The sequence below is a fragment of the Xanthomonas sp. 3498 genome, from assembly GCF_014199795.1.
Classification (GTDB): domain Bacteria; phylum Pseudomonadota; class Gammaproteobacteria; order Xanthomonadales; family Xanthomonadaceae; genus Xanthomonas_A; species Xanthomonas_A rydalmerensis.
Map to the genome: position 1 here is coordinate 326097 of NZ_JACHOH010000003.1, position 14971 is coordinate 341067.

At 70.7% G+C, this 14971-nt stretch carries 16 protein-coding genes and 1 tRNA gene; 10 read left to right on the forward strand and 7 right to left on the reverse strand.

Annotated features, from left to right (window positions below):
• Positions 1-42: 42 nt before the first annotated feature.
• The 5 genes from GGR66_RS11230 to GGR66_RS11250 form a co-directional block, all read right to left on the reverse strand.
• Positions 43-1002, reverse strand: coding sequence for a ribose-phosphate diphosphokinase (locus GGR66_RS11230; protein WP_160966991.1), 960 nt, complete (start codon positions 1000-1002; stop codon positions 43-45).
• Between the two features lie 141 nt (positions 1003-1143).
• A tRNA-Gln gene (locus GGR66_RS11235) sits at positions 1144-1220 on the reverse strand.
• Between the two features lie 13 nt (positions 1221-1233).
• The gene (gene ispE / locus GGR66_RS11240) at positions 1234-2097 is read right to left on the reverse strand and encodes a 4-(cytidine 5'-diphospho)-2-C-methyl-D-erythritol kinase (RefSeq protein WP_184448285.1); all 864 of its coding nucleotides are present in this window, start codon (positions 2095-2097) and stop codon (positions 1234-1236) included.
• Complete coding sequence (gene lolB, locus GGR66_RS11245; RefSeq protein WP_184448286.1) at positions 2094-2747, reverse strand: lipoprotein insertase outer membrane protein LolB; 654 nt, start codon at positions 2745-2747, stop codon at positions 2094-2096. The genes ispE and lolB overlap by 4 nt, the downstream gene beginning before the upstream one ends.
• Positions 2744-4414, reverse strand: coding sequence for a tetratricopeptide repeat protein (locus GGR66_RS11250; RefSeq protein WP_184448287.1), 1671 nt, complete (start codon positions 4412-4414; stop codon positions 2744-2746). The genes lolB and GGR66_RS11250 overlap by 4 nt, the downstream gene beginning before the upstream one ends.
• A 66-nt stretch (positions 4415-4480) precedes the next feature.
• On the opposite strand from GGR66_RS11250, the gene hemA reads away from it, so the two are divergent.
• The 8 genes from hemA to ppk2 all read left to right on the forward strand — a co-directional run bounded on the left by hemA (position 4481) and on the right by ppk2 (position 11797).
• On the forward strand, positions 4481-5764 hold the full coding sequence (gene hemA, locus GGR66_RS11255) for a glutamyl-tRNA reductase (protein ID WP_184448288.1): 1284 nt from the start codon (positions 4481-4483) through the stop codon (positions 5762-5764).
• Entirely contained in the window at positions 5742-6827 is a 1086-nt protein-coding gene (prfA, locus tag GGR66_RS11260; RefSeq protein WP_184448289.1) for a peptide chain release factor 1, read from the forward strand. Before hemA ends, prfA begins: the two co-directional genes overlap by 23 nt.
• Entirely contained in the window at positions 6824-7276 is a 453-nt protein-coding gene (locus GGR66_RS11265) for a GNAT family N-acetyltransferase (protein ID WP_184448290.1), read from the forward strand. The genes prfA and GGR66_RS11265 overlap by 4 nt, the downstream gene beginning before the upstream one ends.
• A gap of 40 nt (positions 7277-7316) precedes the next feature.
• A complete protein-coding gene (locus GGR66_RS11270; protein ID WP_184448291.1) occupies positions 7317-9032 on the forward strand; it encodes a tetratricopeptide repeat protein in 1716 nt (571 codons plus the stop codon).
• A gap of 376 nt (positions 9033-9408) precedes the next feature.
• Positions 9409-9933, forward strand: a complete 525-nt coding sequence (locus GGR66_RS11275; protein ID WP_237475314.1) for a hypothetical protein — start codon at positions 9409-9411, stop codon at positions 9931-9933.
• Between the two features lie 202 nt (positions 9934-10135).
• Positions 10136-10654, forward strand: a complete 519-nt coding sequence (gene moaB / locus GGR66_RS11280; RefSeq protein WP_160966975.1) for a molybdenum cofactor biosynthesis protein B — start codon at positions 10136-10138, stop codon at positions 10652-10654.
• Between the two features lie 13 nt (positions 10655-10667).
• Entirely contained in the window at positions 10668-11012 is a 345-nt protein-coding gene (locus GGR66_RS11285; RefSeq protein ID WP_160966973.1) for a helix-turn-helix domain-containing protein, read from the forward strand.
• Positions 11009-11797, forward strand: a complete 789-nt coding sequence (ppk2, locus tag GGR66_RS11290; RefSeq protein WP_160966972.1) for a polyphosphate kinase 2 — start codon at positions 11009-11011, stop codon at positions 11795-11797. Before GGR66_RS11285 ends, ppk2 begins: the two co-directional genes overlap by 4 nt.
• A 227-nt stretch (positions 11798-12024) precedes the next feature.
• On the opposite strand, the gene GGR66_RS11295 is transcribed toward ppk2, so the two are convergent.
• Complete coding sequence (locus GGR66_RS11295; protein WP_326520991.1) at positions 12025-12666, reverse strand: TlpA disulfide reductase family protein; 642 nt, start codon at positions 12664-12666, stop codon at positions 12025-12027.
• Complete coding sequence (locus GGR66_RS11300; RefSeq protein ID WP_167087655.1) at positions 12663-13937, reverse strand: YihY family inner membrane protein; 1275 nt, start codon at positions 13935-13937, stop codon at positions 12663-12665. The genes GGR66_RS11295 and GGR66_RS11300 overlap by 4 nt, the downstream gene beginning before the upstream one ends.
• Before the next feature lie 76 nt (positions 13938-14013).
• Here GGR66_RS11300 and wrbA point away from each other — a divergent pair, with 76 nt between their 5' ends.
• Both wrbA and GGR66_RS11310 read left to right on the forward strand, forming a co-directional pair.
• Complete coding sequence (gene wrbA / locus GGR66_RS11305; protein WP_160966970.1) at positions 14014-14610, forward strand: NAD(P)H:quinone oxidoreductase; 597 nt, start codon at positions 14014-14016, stop codon at positions 14608-14610.
• Complete coding sequence (locus GGR66_RS11310) at positions 14607-14963, forward strand: DUF2069 domain-containing protein (RefSeq protein WP_160966968.1); 357 nt, start codon at positions 14607-14609, stop codon at positions 14961-14963. Before wrbA ends, GGR66_RS11310 begins: the two co-directional genes overlap by 4 nt.
• Positions 14964-14971 lie beyond the last annotated feature (8 nt).

Consider the following 14971-nt stretch of genomic DNA (forward strand, 5'->3'; position numbering starts at 1 on the left):
CGCTGTTGCGAATCCCCAATCCCGAATCCCCAATCCCTGCCCTTAATCGACGTACAACGAGCTCACCGACTCGCCGAAGGCGATGCGGCGAATGGTTTCGGCCAACAGCTCGGCGACGCTGAGCTGGCGGATCTTGCCGCAGGCGCGGGCGGCCTCCGACAGCGGGATGGTGTCGGTGACGACCAGCTCGTCCAGCTGCGAATTGGTGATGTTGCTCACCGCCGGGCCGGACAGCACCGGATGCGTGCAGTACGCGGCGACCTTCAGCGCGCCGCGCTCCTTCAGCGCGGCCGCGGCCGCGCACAGGGTGCCGGCGGTGTCGACGATGTCGTCGACCAGCACGCAGGTCTTGCCTTCGACGTCGCCGATGATGTTCATCACCGTGGACACGTTGGCGCGCGGGCGGCGCTTGTCGATGATCGCCAGGTCCGCATCGTCCAGGCGCTTGGCCACGGCACGGGCGCGCACCACGCCACCCACGTCCGGCGACACCACGATCAGGTTGTCGGTGCCGTAGGCGCGCCAGATGTCGGCCAGCAGCAGCGGCGAGGCGTAAACGTTGTCGACCGGGATGTCGAAGAAGCCCTGGATCTGGTCGGCGTGCAGGTCCACGGTCAGCACACGGTCGGCGTTGACCGCGCTGAACATCTTGGCGGCGACCTTGGCGGTGATCGGCACGCGCGAGGAGCGCATGCGCCGGTCCTGCCGCGAGTAGCCGAAGTACGGCACCACCGCGGTGACACTGGCGGCGCTGGCGCGCTTGAGCGCGTCGATGATCACCAGCAGTTCCATCAGGTTCTCTGCGCTGGGCGCGCAGGTCGGCTGGATCACGAACACTTCCTGCCGGCGCACGTTCTCCTCGATCTCCACCTGCACTTCACCGTCGGAGAAGCTGGAGACCATCGCCTTGCCGGGGCGCACGCCCAGTTCGCGGCAGATGCTTTTGGCCAGGGGCTTGTTGGCGTTGCCGGAGAACACCAGCAGGTTGCGTTGGTCTTGCATGAGGGGTCTCTCGGGTGGCTGCAAAGAGCGTGTGGCGACGAAAACCGGACGAATCGAAAAAGCGAGGAAAAGCGATGCCTTTCCCGTTGAATCCCCGCACAGGGATGTGCGGGCGTTTGCAGAGGGATCTGCATACCCAAATGGCAGGGGCGGTAGGATTCGAACCTACGAATGCCAGGATCAAAACCTGGTGCCTTGGGCCTCTTGGCGACGCCCCTGCGTAAACCTGTGTCAAGCCTCCAGCGCGTCGAGCAGCGGCGAACGCGGGACGCCGCCTGCCACCCAGGCGCGCATCCCGTCCGGCAAGTCCGCCAGCGCGCGCACGGCGGCAGCGCGATCGGCAAACTCGACGAAACAACCGCTCCCCGACCCGGTCAGGCGTGGCGTACCAATCCGCGCCAGCGCCTGGAACGTGGCCTGGACGGCCGGTTCGCGGCGAAGCAGGACCGGCTCGAACGCGTTACCGAGCAGGAAACCTGAAACGAAGTCCGCTATTTTCGCGGGCGCAGCATCCCGCGTCAAATCGGGGGACTGGAACAGCGCCGCGGTGGGCACGTGCACCCCCGGATCGGCGAGCACATACCAGGCCGGCGGCAGCGCCAGGGCGGTCAATTGCTCGCCCACCCCCTCGGCCCAGGCGTCGCGCCCGCGCACGAACACCGGCACATCCGCACCCAGCGACAGGCCGAGGCCAGCCAGGGCGTCCTCGTCCAGCCCGGCGCCCCACAGCGCGTTCAGCGCCACCAGTGCGGTCGCCGCATCGGACGAGCCACCGCCGAAGCCACCGCCCGCCGGAATGCGCTTTTCGACGCGGATATCCACACCTTGGACGACATTCGCCGCTTTTTGCAGAAGCCGCGCGGCGCGCACCAGCAGGTCGTCGGCCTCGGCGACCCCGGCCACGGAGGGGCCGATCCGCGCCACCACCCCGTCCGCGCGCGGCCGCAGGTGCACCGTATCGCCCCAGTCCAGCAGGCGGAACACGGTCTGCAACTGGTGGTAGCCGTCTGCTCGGCGGCCGGTGATCTGCAGAAACAGGTTCAGCTTCGCCGGGGCAGGCCAGGACGACCAGCCCCCGTCGATGGCCGCGCTCATGGCGCCGGAATGTCCCAGTGATCCACCAGCAAGCGCACCTTGGCGTCGCCGTTGCGCGCCTCGATGCGCCGCGGCAGGGCCGGCTGGCCGTCGCTGGGCGGGTACCACTCCTGGAACTCGATGTCCCAGCCCATCTGCCGCAAGGTGCGCGGCCGCCCCTGGGCATCGTAGTCCACGTGCTCAGGCGCTTCGGTATCCCACGCCACCTGCCCGCGCACCCACTGCGGCAGCAGATTGACCGGGATTTCCCAGCCGGTCGCTTCCAGCAGCAGCTGTTCGGCGTTTTCGCCTTCGCGCGGCCCGCCCTCCATGCCTTCCAGGCGCCCGGCCTCGGAGTGGCTGTCGCCGATCAGGCGCCAGCTCTGCCGGGTCACCGGCGCGCTGAGCTGCACCTCGTACTGGCGATGCTGCTGCTTCCAGTCGATGCGGCCGCTGCCGCCATTGCGGCCGTTGCTGATCGCGACCCGTCCCTGGAACGACCAGTCCGGATGCGCCTGCAGCCACTGCGCGCGCGCGGCCTCGGCCTGCTGCGCGGCGGCATCGGGCGTGGCGACGGCGACTGGCGCCGGGGTGCGGGTCGGCAGCGCGCTGCAGCCGCCCAGCAGCAGCCCGGCCGCCAGCGCCCACGCAGCGCGCAAGCCAGGCCTCACGGGCTCACCTGTTCCAGGGCGCGGCGCAGCGCGCGATTGTCAGGATCGAGCTTGCGCGCCTCGTTGAAGTACTTGTTGGCCTCCTCGTGCTTGCCCTGCTCCCACAGCACCTGGCCGATGTGCGCGGCGATCTCCGGATCCTTCACCTGGCTCCAGGCGCGACGCAGCTGCACCAGCGCCTCCTGGGTCTTGCCGAGCCGGTACAGCACCCAGCCGTAGCTGTCGATGATCGCGGCATTGTCCGGATCGGCGGTGCGGGCGCGGTCGATCAGCTGCAGCGCCTCGCGATAGCGCTTGGTGCGGTCGGCCAGGGTATAGCCGAGCGCATTGAGTGCCGCCACGTTCTCCGGGTCGGTGACCAGGATCTTGCGCAGATCGGCCTCGGCGCGGTCGATGCGGTCGCGGCGCTCCCAGGACAAGCCGCGCGCGTACAGCAGTGCGTTGTCGTCCGGATACGCGGCCAGGCCACGCTCGAACACCTGCAGCTCGCCTGCGTCGTCGCCGCTGCGCTGGCGCAGTTCCGCCTCCAGCACATAGGCGTCGCGGCGCGCGGCATCGTCGGCCTCGGCATCGTCCTGCAGCGCGCGCGCCTCGGCGAAGGCCGCGTCCTTCTGGCCCAGCGCGTACAACGCGCCGGCCGCGCGCAGCCGCGCCTCGCTGCGCAGCGGGCCGCCCGGCACGCCGCGATACCAGTCCACCGCCTCCTGGTTGCGCTTGAGGAACTCGGCGATCTTGCCGAGCAGCAGGCGTCGCTCCGGATCGGGCCGGTCGGCGCCCTTGCGCAGTTCGTCGTACAGCGCCGTCAAGGCGGCGTTGTCCTGCAGCTTGGCCAGCATCGAGGCGCGCAGGCCATAGTTCTGGGTGGTCTGTGGCCCCAGCGCCAGCACCCGCGCCGCGGCGGCGGTGTCGCCGATGGCGTCGTAGGCATAGGCCAGCGCGGTGCGCAGCTCCGGATCGCCCGACACCTTGGGCTCCACGCCCTCCAGCAGCGCGCGCGCCTGCTCGGTCTTGCCCGCCTGCTGCAGCTGCGTGGCGTGCAGCAGCGCCACGCGCGGCTCCTGCGGGAAGCGCTTGACCAGTTGGTCGACGATGCGCTCGGCCAGCTTGGGCTGGTCCAGGCGCAGCGCCAGGCGCCCGAACTCCTGCCAGGCCTCGAGCTGGTCGGGGATGGCGTTGGCGTCGAGCAACTGGTCCAGGGCCTTGGCCGCCACCTCCGGATCGCGGTTGCCGCTGACCAGGGCAATCAGGGCGAAGCGCCAGCCGCGCGGATCCTTGTCGCGCAGCAAGGCCACCAGCAGGCTGCGCGCCTGGCGCAGGTTGCCATTGCGCAGGGCCAGCGAAGCCTCGGAGCTGCGCATGGCTAGCGACTCGGGCGCGCGCTGCCGCCACAGCGCCAGGGCCTGGGCGGCGGCGGCACTGTCGTTGGCCAGCATCGCGATGCGGGTGGCGCGTTCGGCCAGACCGGCGTCGCCGGGGCTGTCGTTGGCGGCCTGCAGGTACCAGCGCGAGGCGTCGGCCAGCTGCCCGGCCTGCAGGGCGAACTCGCCGGCCAGGACCGGGGTCATCACGTCCTGGGCGGGGCTCGGCGCCTTGGCCGCGGCCGGTGCGGCCACGGCGGCGATTGCGGACAGCAGCAGAAAGGTACGGATGCGAATCAGTGCGGGCATCGGAAGCGGCCGGGCCGTAAAATGGGGCCCTGAATGGCCAGCAGCTTATCGCAAGCAACTGAACAGATGACGTTGTGGGTGCTCGGATTGAACCACCAGACCGCGCCGGTCGACCTGCGCGAACGGGTGGCATTCGCCGGCGACGCATTGCCGCGCGCGCTGCAATCGCTGCGTGCGCTGCCCGACGTCACCGAAGCGGCGCTGCTGTCCACGTGCAATCGCACCGAGCTGTACGCCATTGCCGGCGATGCACAGCACCTGGCCGACTGGCTGGATTCGCACGCCGCCGGCCTGCACGGCTATCTGTACCAGCACCAGGATGCGGACGCGGTGCGGCACCTGTTCCGGGTCGCCACCGGGCTGGACTCGATGGTGCTGGGCGAGCCGCAGATCCTCGGCCAAGTGAAGGACGCCTGGTCGCTGGCACGCGAGCACGGGGCGATGGGCAGCCGCCTGGACCGGCTGTTCCAGCAGACCTTCTCGGTGGCCAAGCGCGCACGCACCGACACCCGGGTCGGCGCCAATCCGGTCTCGGTCGCCTCCACCGCGGTGCGCCTGGCGCAGAGCTCCTTCGCCCGGCTCAGCGAATCCACCGTGCTGCTGGTCGGCGCCGGCGAGACCATCGAGCTGGCCGCCAAGCATCTCAGCGAGGGGCGCGTGCGACGCCTGCTGATCGCAAACCGCACCCTCGCCCACGCACAGGAACTGGCCAGCCGCCACGGCGGCGTGGCGCTGCCGCTGAGCGAGCTGGAGCGTCACCTGCACGAGGCCGACGTGGTGTTCTCGGCCACCGCCGCGCGCGAGCCGGTGGTGACCCGGGCGCAGGTCGAGCAGGCGCTGCGCGCGCGCAAGCACAAGCCGATGCTGCTGTTCGACCTGGCGGTGCCGCGCGACATCGAGGCCGGCGTGGCCGAGCTGGCCGACGCCTACCTGTATACCGTGGACGACCTGGAGCGCGCGGTCGAGGACAACCGACGCGGCCGCCGCGAGGCCGCCGAGGCGGCCGAGGCGATCATCGACCTGCAGGTGGTGCGCTACATGGAAGCGCTGCAGGCCAGCACCCGCCAGGCGCCGCTCAAGCGCCTGCGCGCGCACGGCGACAGCACCCGCGACGACGTGCTGGCCAAGGCGCGGCAACAACTGGCGCACGGCAAGCCCGCCGACGAGGTGCTGGAGTTCCTCGCCAACACCCTGACCAACCGCCTGCTGCATCCGCCCACCGCGGCCCTGCGCGAGGCGGCGCTGCGCGGCGACGCCGACCTGGCCCGCGCCGCCGAGCGCCTGTTCCCGGAGAAGCCGGGCTACCACCATCCGATCATGAAGACCGATGACACCGACCCTGCGCCGTAAGCTGGAGGCGCTGGCCGAGCGTCGCGAAGAACTCGAACGCCTGCTGTCCGACCCCGAAGTGGTAGGCGACAACACGCGCTTCCGCGATTACTCGCGGGAGTTCGCGCAACTGGAGCCGGTCGCCGCCGCGCTGGCGGCCGAGGCCGCGGCCAAGGCCGACCTGGCCTCGGCCGAGGCGATGCGCGCCGATCCGGAACTGCGCGAGCTGGCCGAGGAGGAAATCGGCGCCGCGCAGGCGCGCCTGGCCGAACTGGATGCGGAACTGGCGCTGCTGCTGGTGCCGCGGGATCCGCGCGACGACGGCAACCTGTTCCTGGAAGTGCGTGCCGGCACCGGCGGCGACGAGGCGGCGATCTTCGCCGGCGACCTGTTCCGCATGTACGCGCGCTACGCCGAACGCCAGGGCTGGAAGGTGGAAGTGGAATCGGACAGCCCCGGCGAGCACGGCGGCTACAAGGAGATCGTGGCGCGCATCGTCGGCCGCGGCGCCTACTCCAAGCTGAAATTCGAATCCGGCACGCACCGCGTGCAGCGCGTGCCGGCGACCGAGTCGCAGGGCCGCATCCACACCTCCGCGGCGACGGTGGCGATCATCCCCGAGGCCGACGACGTGGAGGAGATCGCGATCAACCCGGCCGACCTGAAGATCGACACCTTCCGTTCCTCCGGCGCCGGCGGCCAGCACGTCAACAAGACCGAGTCGGCGATCCGCATCACCCATGTCCCCAGCGGCGTGGTGGTCGAGTGCCAGACCGAGCGCAGCCAGCACGCAAACCGCGACAAGGCGATGAAACGGCTCAAGGCGCAGTTGCTGGAGGCCGAGCGCAGCAAGCAGGCCGCGGCCGAGGCGCAGGACCGCAAGCTGCAGGTCGGCAGTGGCGACCGCAGCCAGCGCATCCGCACCTACAACTTCCCGCAGGGCCGGATCACCGACCACCGCGTCGAGGGCCTGACCCTGTACGACCTGCCGAACGTGATCGAGGGCGACCTCGATGCACTGATCGGGCGCCTGAGCCACGAGCATCAGGTCGACGAACTCGCGCGCCTGAGCGACAGCCCGTGAGCGTGCGCGTGCGCCAGGCCGATGCGCACGACCTGCCGGCGCTGGCAGCGCTGTTCGATGCCTACCGGCAGTTCTACGGGCAGGCCCCGGATGCGGCGACCGCGCACGCCTTCCTGGCTGCGCGCCTGGCCCGCGCCGAGTCGGTGGTGCTGCTGGCCGAGCGCGATGCGCAGGCCGCCGGCTTCGTCCAGTTGTATCCGTCCTTCTCTTCGGTGCGGGCGGCACGGCTGTGGATCCTCAACGATCTGTACGTCGCGCCTGCGCACCGCCGCCACGGCGTGGCGCAGGCGCTGCTGCACGCCGCCGAGCGCCACGCCGCGGACGATGACGCGGTGCGCATCGTGCTGGAGACGGCGCAGGACAATCTCTCCGCGCAGGCCCTGTACCGCGCCTGCGGCTGGCAGCAGGACCTGAGCGCGCAGCACTACGCCAAGGCGCTGGTGCCATGAGCGTGCGCGGACTGCGGTCGATCGCGGCCGCCACGGCCGCATGAACGGCGGCGGCGCCGACGAACGCCTGCACCTGCAGGCCGCGGTGCGGCGCGATCCGCAGGATTTCCTGGCCTGGGTGATGCTCGCCGACGCCGAACTCGGCGCCGGCGCGGTTGCCGCGGGCGAACAGGCTGCCGTGCGCGCACTGCAGCTGCGTCCGGAGCATCCGGAGGCGCTGGCGCGGCTGGGCCGGGTGCGCTGGACCCAGGGTCGCCATGCCGAGGCCGCGCAGGCCCTGCGCGCAGCGCTGCAACAGGCGCCGCAGCACCCGGGCATCGCGGTCTGGCTGGGCCACGCACTGGAAGACAACGGCGAGGCGGAAGCCGCGGCGCAGGCCTATGCGCACGCGCATGCCTTGCTGCCGCAGGAACCGTCGATCGCCGCCTACCTGCTGAACTGGCGCCGCAAGCTGTGCGACTGGCGCGGGCTGGACGCGCTGTCGCAACAGGTGCGCAGCGCGGTGCAGCAGGGGCACCCGACGATCGAACCGTTCGCCTTCCTCAACGAGGACGCGGGCGAGGACGAGCAGTTGCGCTGCGCGCGCAACCGCGCCCAGGCGCTGGCGCGCGCCCTCGCGCCGCTGCCTGCCACGCAGGTGCGCAGTGATGGCGCGCTGCGTATTGGGTTCCTGTCCAACGGCTTCGGCGCACATCCCACCGGCCTGCTGACCGTCGCCCTGTTCGAGCGCCTGCGGGCGCACCCCGACCTGCAGGTGCACCTGTTCGCGCTCAACCACGACGATCGCAGCGCGATCGGCGCGCGTCTGCAGGCGGCCGCGCATGCCTGGCACGCCGTGGCCGGGCAGCCGCATCGGCAGATCGCCCAGCGCATCCGCGACGCCGGCATCGACCTGCTGTTCGATCTGCGCGGCTGGGGCGGCGGCGGCACGCCCGAGGTGCTGGCGCTGCGCCCGGCGCCGGTGCAGTTGAACTGGCTGGCCTACCCCGGCACCTCCGGCGCGCCGTGGATCGACTACGTGGTCGGCGATGCCTATGTGTTGCCGCCCACCCTGGCCGCGCACTACAGCGAGCGGGTGCTGCGGCTGCCGCGCGCCTTCCAGCCCTCCGACGACACCCGCCATGTCGGCACCCCACCGGCGCGCCGCGACTGCGGCCTGCCCGAGCGCGGCACCGTGTTCTGCTGCTTCAACAACAGCTACAAGCTCGGACCGCGCAGCATGGCGCGAATGCTGGAGGTGCTGCGACAGGTGCCGGACAGCGTGCTGTGGCTGCTGTCCGGCCCGGGCCAGGCCGATGACCGACTGCGTGCGGCCGCTGCGGCGGCCGGCGTGGAACCGACGCGTCTGCGCTTCATGCCCAAGCTGGCGCATCCGGACTATCTGGCGCGCTACCGGCACGCCGACCTGTTCCTGGACACGCATCCTTACAACGCCCACACCACCGCCTCCGATGCCCTCTGGGCCGGCTGCCCGGTGCTGACCTGCCCCGGCAGCACCTTCGCCGCACGCGTGGCCGGCAGCCTCAACCATCATCTCGGCCTGGACGAAATGAATGCCGCCGACGACGCGGCGTTCGTCGCGACCGCGGTGCGCCTGGGTCGCGATCCTGCTGCACTGCAGGCGCTGCGCGAGCGGTTGCACGCGCGGCGCGCGGACAGCGGGCTGTTCGACATGCAAGGTTTCGCCTCCGACTTCGCCGCGCTGCTGCGCGGCACTGCGTCACGCCAAGGCTGGCAAGGCGCCGCGTCGGCCTGATTGAATCGGGATGCGCGGCAGCCGCGCGGCGCGCATGAACATGCGTGAGGCGCGACGGCGCATCACTTGTCGCCATCGACGTCGCTGATGGAACCTTTGCATCGCATCATTCGGTCTCTTCTCGCGCGCAACGCAACGACGCACCCCGCGATGAGGACGATCCATCGCTGCAGATCGCACCGAAGCGTCACAGACAATCAGCGAGTACGGCCTGTGCATGTCAGCGGATCGCCTACAACACTTGACCTCAAGCAAACTTGAGGTCCGACACTGCGCGCACGCTCCCTGTGCAGATCCCGCGATGTCGCTGTCGTTCCCCACGTCCACGCCCTCCTCCCCCGCGCCCACACGCAGCATGCTGCTCGCCGAGGCGTCCATGCCCGACCGGACCGCACTGCTCGAATGCGTGCGCGGCCTGTGCGACCACCGCCTGCACGCCCTGACCTGGATGGAATCCCTCGGCGACGCCCCCGATCTGCTGTACGCACGCTGCTGCTGCGACGCGGCACCGGAACTGCATGAATTGCTGCGCGCACGCCTGCCAGCGCTGCGGCGGACGCTGCGGCGCTACCGGCGCATTCGCAGCGGCGTGTCCGATCCGCACCGGGAAGCGTCGTGCGTGGTGGTCACACGCGTCCCGACACGCGATGCGGCGCAGGCGCAGCGCCGCGCCGACGCTGCCTTCGCCGCCCTGCAGGATGGCGCGCATGCGCTGCGGGGATTGATCGCCGCGCAGCTGTACCTGTCCGACGACGGCCGCACTCTGCTCGAATGCACCGAGTGGCACGGCGCCGACGCGCAGCGACGCGCGCTGCAGCGCGAGCCCGAGCGCCTGCCGCTGGCGGCCGATCGTACTGCCAGCGTCCATCGCTTCCGGCCGCGCACGCTGGCCCTGGCGTGAAATACCCGATCCTCCGCATGAAGCGGCTCGATCGCGCTTAGGCGCCGGGATCGGGCTCAAGCAAGGCCGACACGCCACGCGGCCTGCCTTATTGGGCGCGGGCCGGTCTCCATCCAGCAAGCAATGGCCCTGGAAGCACCGTAGCTGAAGCGGTGGCGCGGGCAGGCTATACGCCGGCCGGGCGAGCGGCTAGGCTGCCGGCATGAGCGCAAACGCCGACTTCATTGCCTTGAACCTGTGCGTGCTGACCGTCTCGGACACGCGCAGCCTCGACCAGGACAGTTCCGGCGACTACCTGGTCGCCGCCCTCAGCGGCGTCGGCCATCGCCTGCACGCGCGGGAGCTGCTGCCGGACGATCGCTACCGGATGCGCGCCACGGTCTCGGCCTGGATCGCCGATCCCGGGGTGGATGGCATCCTGGTCACCGGCGGCACCGGCTTCACCGGCCGCGATTCCACGCCCGAGGCCCTGCTGCCGTTGCTGGACAAGCAGATGCCAGGCTTCGGCGAGCTGTTCCGCGCGATCAGTGTCGAGGAGATCGGCACCTCCTCGCTGCAGTCGCGCGCCTTCGCCGGCCTGGCCAATGCCACCTTCCTGTTCTGCCTGCCCGGCTCCACCTCGGCCTGCCGCACGGCCTGGGAACGGATCATCGTCGCGCAGCTGGATGCCCGCACCCGCCCCTGCAATCTGGCCACGCTGCGCCCGCGGCTGAAGGAATGACCTGGACTCCCGCATGTCCCTGGACACCACGTTGCGCCTGCTGGCCAAAGCCAGCGGCATGAGCGCCGCGGACATCGCCGCGGCCATCCCACGCGCCGGTGCGGCCACGGTCAAGGCCTGGATGGCCGGCGAGAAGTTGCCCGGGCGCGCCCAGCTCACTGCGCTGGCGCGCACCTTCGGCGTCCCCGCCGGCGCCCTGCTCGGCGAACTGGCCAGCCAGCTGGACCCGGCGCGCACCCGCGGCGAACACGACTTGCTGCAGGCCTACCGCGCCCTCGACACCCGCCAGCAAGGCGCGCTGCTGGAAGTGGCGCGCAGCATGGCCGGCACCGGCACCCGCAAGCGGAGCAGCAAATGAGTCATCTGAAGCGCAAGCAGTACAAGGCCCTGATGCAGCCGCTGCAGTTGGAACTGATGGCGATGGCGCAGGCCGTGCAGCACAGCGGCGAGCGTGTGCTGGTGCTGTTCGAAGGCCGCGACACCGCCGGCAAGGGTGGTGCGATCCAGGCCATCGCCGAACACCTGAACCCGCGCCAGTGCCGGGTGGTGGCCCTGCCCAAGCCGACCGACCGCGAAGCCACGCAGTGGTATTTCCAGCGCCACATCGCGCACCTGCCGGCCGCCGGCGAGATCGTGCTGATGGACCGCAGTTGGTACAACCGCGCCGGCGTGGAGCGGGTCATGGGCTACTGCAGCGATGCCGAGTACCACGCCTTCCTGCGCCAGACCCCGCTGTTCGAGCGGCTGCTGGTGGACGATGGCATCCGCCTGTTCAAGTACTGGCTGTGCGTGGACCAGGCGCAGCAGGAAAAGCGTTTCGCCGAGCGCCTGCACGACCCGCTGAAGGGCTGGAAGCTGTCGCCGGTGGACCTGAAGTCGCGCAGCCAGTACGCCGACTACACCCGCGCCCGCGAAGCGATGCTGGAGGCCACGCATCGCGACTATGCGCCGTGGACCCTGGTCGACTTCAACGACCAGAAGCGCGGCCGCCTGACCCTGATCCGGCACCTCCTCGATCAGTTGCCGGAAACCCGCCTGCACGAACCGGACCTGGACCTGCCGCCGCTGAAGCACAAGCTGCACAAGGAAAAGTTCGGGCTGCTGCAGCCGATTCCGTCGTATGAGGCCGGGAGTGGGGATTAGGGATTGGGGATTGGTTGAGGCGCGCGGTCGTCGCCTTCCGACAGCGCCTCGCTTGGCGCGCCCACCCAGGGATAGTGCGTCGCGGCTGAAGCCGCTCCTACAGCGATTCGACCGCGATCTGAGGCGACCTGATGGCGCCTCCGCACGCACGCAAGCGCGCATTCCAATCCCCAATCCCGAAGGCCCAGTCCCAGGCGGCGACCACGCCGCCCAGCCAACCGACACCCTCACCCCGCCGCCTTCCCCTTGCCCTGACCGGGTGCCGGGCCACCGGCAGCGGCGATCGCGCTTTCGATGTCCTTCGCGTTGACCGGCCCCAGGAACTGCTTGGCGACCTTGCCGTCGGGCGCGATCAGGTAAGTCATCGGCAGCCCGCGCGGGGTGGCGAAGTCCGCCGGCGGCGCATAGGTGTCGACGATGACGATCGGGTAGGCGACCGGATGCTGCTTCAGGAACGCCTGCATCTCCGCCGGCTCGATGTCCTCGTAGGCCAGGCCCACCACCTCGATGTTGTCGCGCATGACATGCAGGGCCGACAGCTCCGGCATCTCCTTCAGGCACGGCGCGCACCAGGTGGCCCAGAAATTCACCACCACCCACTGCCCGCGATGCGCGGCCAGGTCGTACTCGCGGCCGTCCACCGCCTTCATCTTCAGGGTCGGCTCGGGGCGGGTCTCCTGCACCACGGACGGTCCGGCCGCCGGGGTGGCGGGGGCCTCCGGCGCTGGCGGAGCGGGCGGCGGCTTGGGCGCGGAGGATGGCGCGGTGGTCGCGGTGCCGTCGGCCGGCTTGGGCGTGGGCTGGCGGTCGCACCCGGCCAGCAAGGCGGCGGCGGCGAACAGCGGGAACAACAGGCGCATGGCGGTCATGCAAGGTCTCCGATCTCGGTGTAGAGGTCGCCGACGCGACGCTTGAGCACGTCGCGCAGCGGCAGGCGCAGTTCGTCCAGCGCGCGGCACGCCGCCTGGCCCAGGGCGTCGTCGCGGCACGGCAAATAGGTCTCGACGACGGGGATGCGCAGCTGGCAATTCTCGTACAGCTCGGCCACCGGCAGGTCGCTCAGGTCGCGGGCCAACAGCCAGTCGCCCTGCTCGGTACGGCGGAGCAGGCGGATGCGTTCCAGTTCGCACAGCAGTTGCTGCATCAACGAGTCGGTCAGCATCGGCTCCAACTGCAGGATCTGGTCCTCCTGCAGCCCGCAGCCCTGCTTGCGCGCCTGCGCGAAGCGCCCGAGCAGGCGCAGCAGGCCATAGATCTCGTAGCCGGCCGGCAGGCGCATCGAGGCCGGCTGGTAGCGGAACGCGGCGATCGAGGACGACACCGAGGCACCGAGCAGGATCGCGATCCAGCTCAGGTAGATCCACAGCAGGAAAATCGGCACGAACGCGACCGTGCCGTAGATCCGCTGGTACGACTGGAAGCTGCCCAGGTACAGGCTCAGCCCCCACTTCACCAGTTCCAGCAGCAGCACCGCCAGCAGCGCGCCCGGCACCGCGTGGCGCAGCTTGACCGTGTGGTGCGGCACCACCCTGTACACCAGGGTGATGCAGACGAACTCGATCAGCACCGGCGCCACGCTCAGCACCACCTGCGCCAGCAGCCGGCCCTCGCTGGTCTTGAACAGCGGCAGCGCGAAGAACCGTGCCGACACCGCCAGCGATGCCGCGGCCAGCAGCGCGCCGAGGGTCAGCACGGTCCAGTACACCAGGAAGCGGGTCAGCTGCGGCCGCGCCGACACCACCCGCCAGATCTGGTTGAAGGTCTGCTCGACGCTGTTGAGGGTGATCAGCAGCGAGACCACCAGCGCGACCACGCCGGCGGTGGTCAGTTGCCCGGCGCTGGCCGAGAACTGGCGCAGGTAGGCCTCCACCGAGCGCGCGGCGGCCGGCACGAAGTTGGAGAAGATGTAGTCGCTGAGCTGGTCGCTCCACTTGTCGAACACCGGGAACGCCGACAGCACCCCGAACACCACCACCGCCAGCGGCACTAGGGCGAAGATGGTGGTGTAGGCCAGCGAGGCCGCGGCCTGGAACAGGCGGTCGTCGATGAAGCGCCGCCACAGGAAGCCGGCGAAGCTGCGCATGCGCGCGCGGTCGCGCAGGCGATCGGCCCAGAGATTGACGGTGTCCAGCGGCTGCATCGGGCAAGGGTACCCGATGCGCATGGACGCCGGCATCGTCGATACTGGCGGTCGTTTCGATCCACGAGAGGGCCGCATGGCCGAGATTCTGGTCCTGTACTACAGCCGCGGCGGCTCGGTGGCGCGACTGGCGCGGCAGATCGCGCGCGGCGTCGGCGAGGTGCCGGGCATGGCCGCGCGCCTGCGCACCGTGCCGCCGGTGGCCGCGGTCACCCAGACCAGCGCACCGCCGGTGCCCGACAGCGGCGCGCCGTACGTGGATGCCAGCGACCTGCGCGACTGCGTGGGCCTGGCGCTGGGCAGCCCGACCCGCTTCGGCAACATGGCCGCGCCGGTCAAGCACTTCATCGACGGGCTCGGCGCCGACTGGGCCAGCGCCACCCTCGCCGGCAAGCCGGCGGCGGTGTTCACCTCGACCGCGTCGCTGCACGGCGGCCAGGAAGCCACCCTGCTGTCGATGCATCTGCCGCTGCTGCACCACGGCTGCCTGATCGTCGGCATTCCCTACACCGAACCGCTGCTCAGCAGCACCCGCAGCGGCGGCACGCCGTACGGGGCCAGCCACGTCGCTGGTGCCGACGACGATCCGCAACCCAGCGAGGAAGAAGCGCAACTGGCGCGCGCGCTCGGCCGGCGCCTGGCCGACATCGCGCAGCGACTGGCGGCACCATGAGCGGGGGGCGCCTGCGGGTGGCGCTGGGGGTGACGCTGCTGGCGCTGGCGGCGCTGTTCGCGGCCTGGTTCCACGACGATCGCCACCGTCTCGCCGCCCTGCTGGTGTTCGCGCTGCCGCCGCTGCTGCTCGCCGTGGGCGTGCTGCGCGGCTCGGCGCTGGCGCGGTTCTGGAGCGGCGTGGGCGCGCTGCTGTGGTTCAGCCATGGGGTGATGACCGCCTGGAGCCACCCGCCGCAGCGCGGCTACGGCTGGGCCGAACTGCTGCTGGCGCTGCTGGTGGTGGGCCTGTCCAGCGCGCCGGGCATCCGCGCGCGTTTCGCCCGCCGTCGCGGCGCCGCCGGGCGCGACTGAGCGGCCAT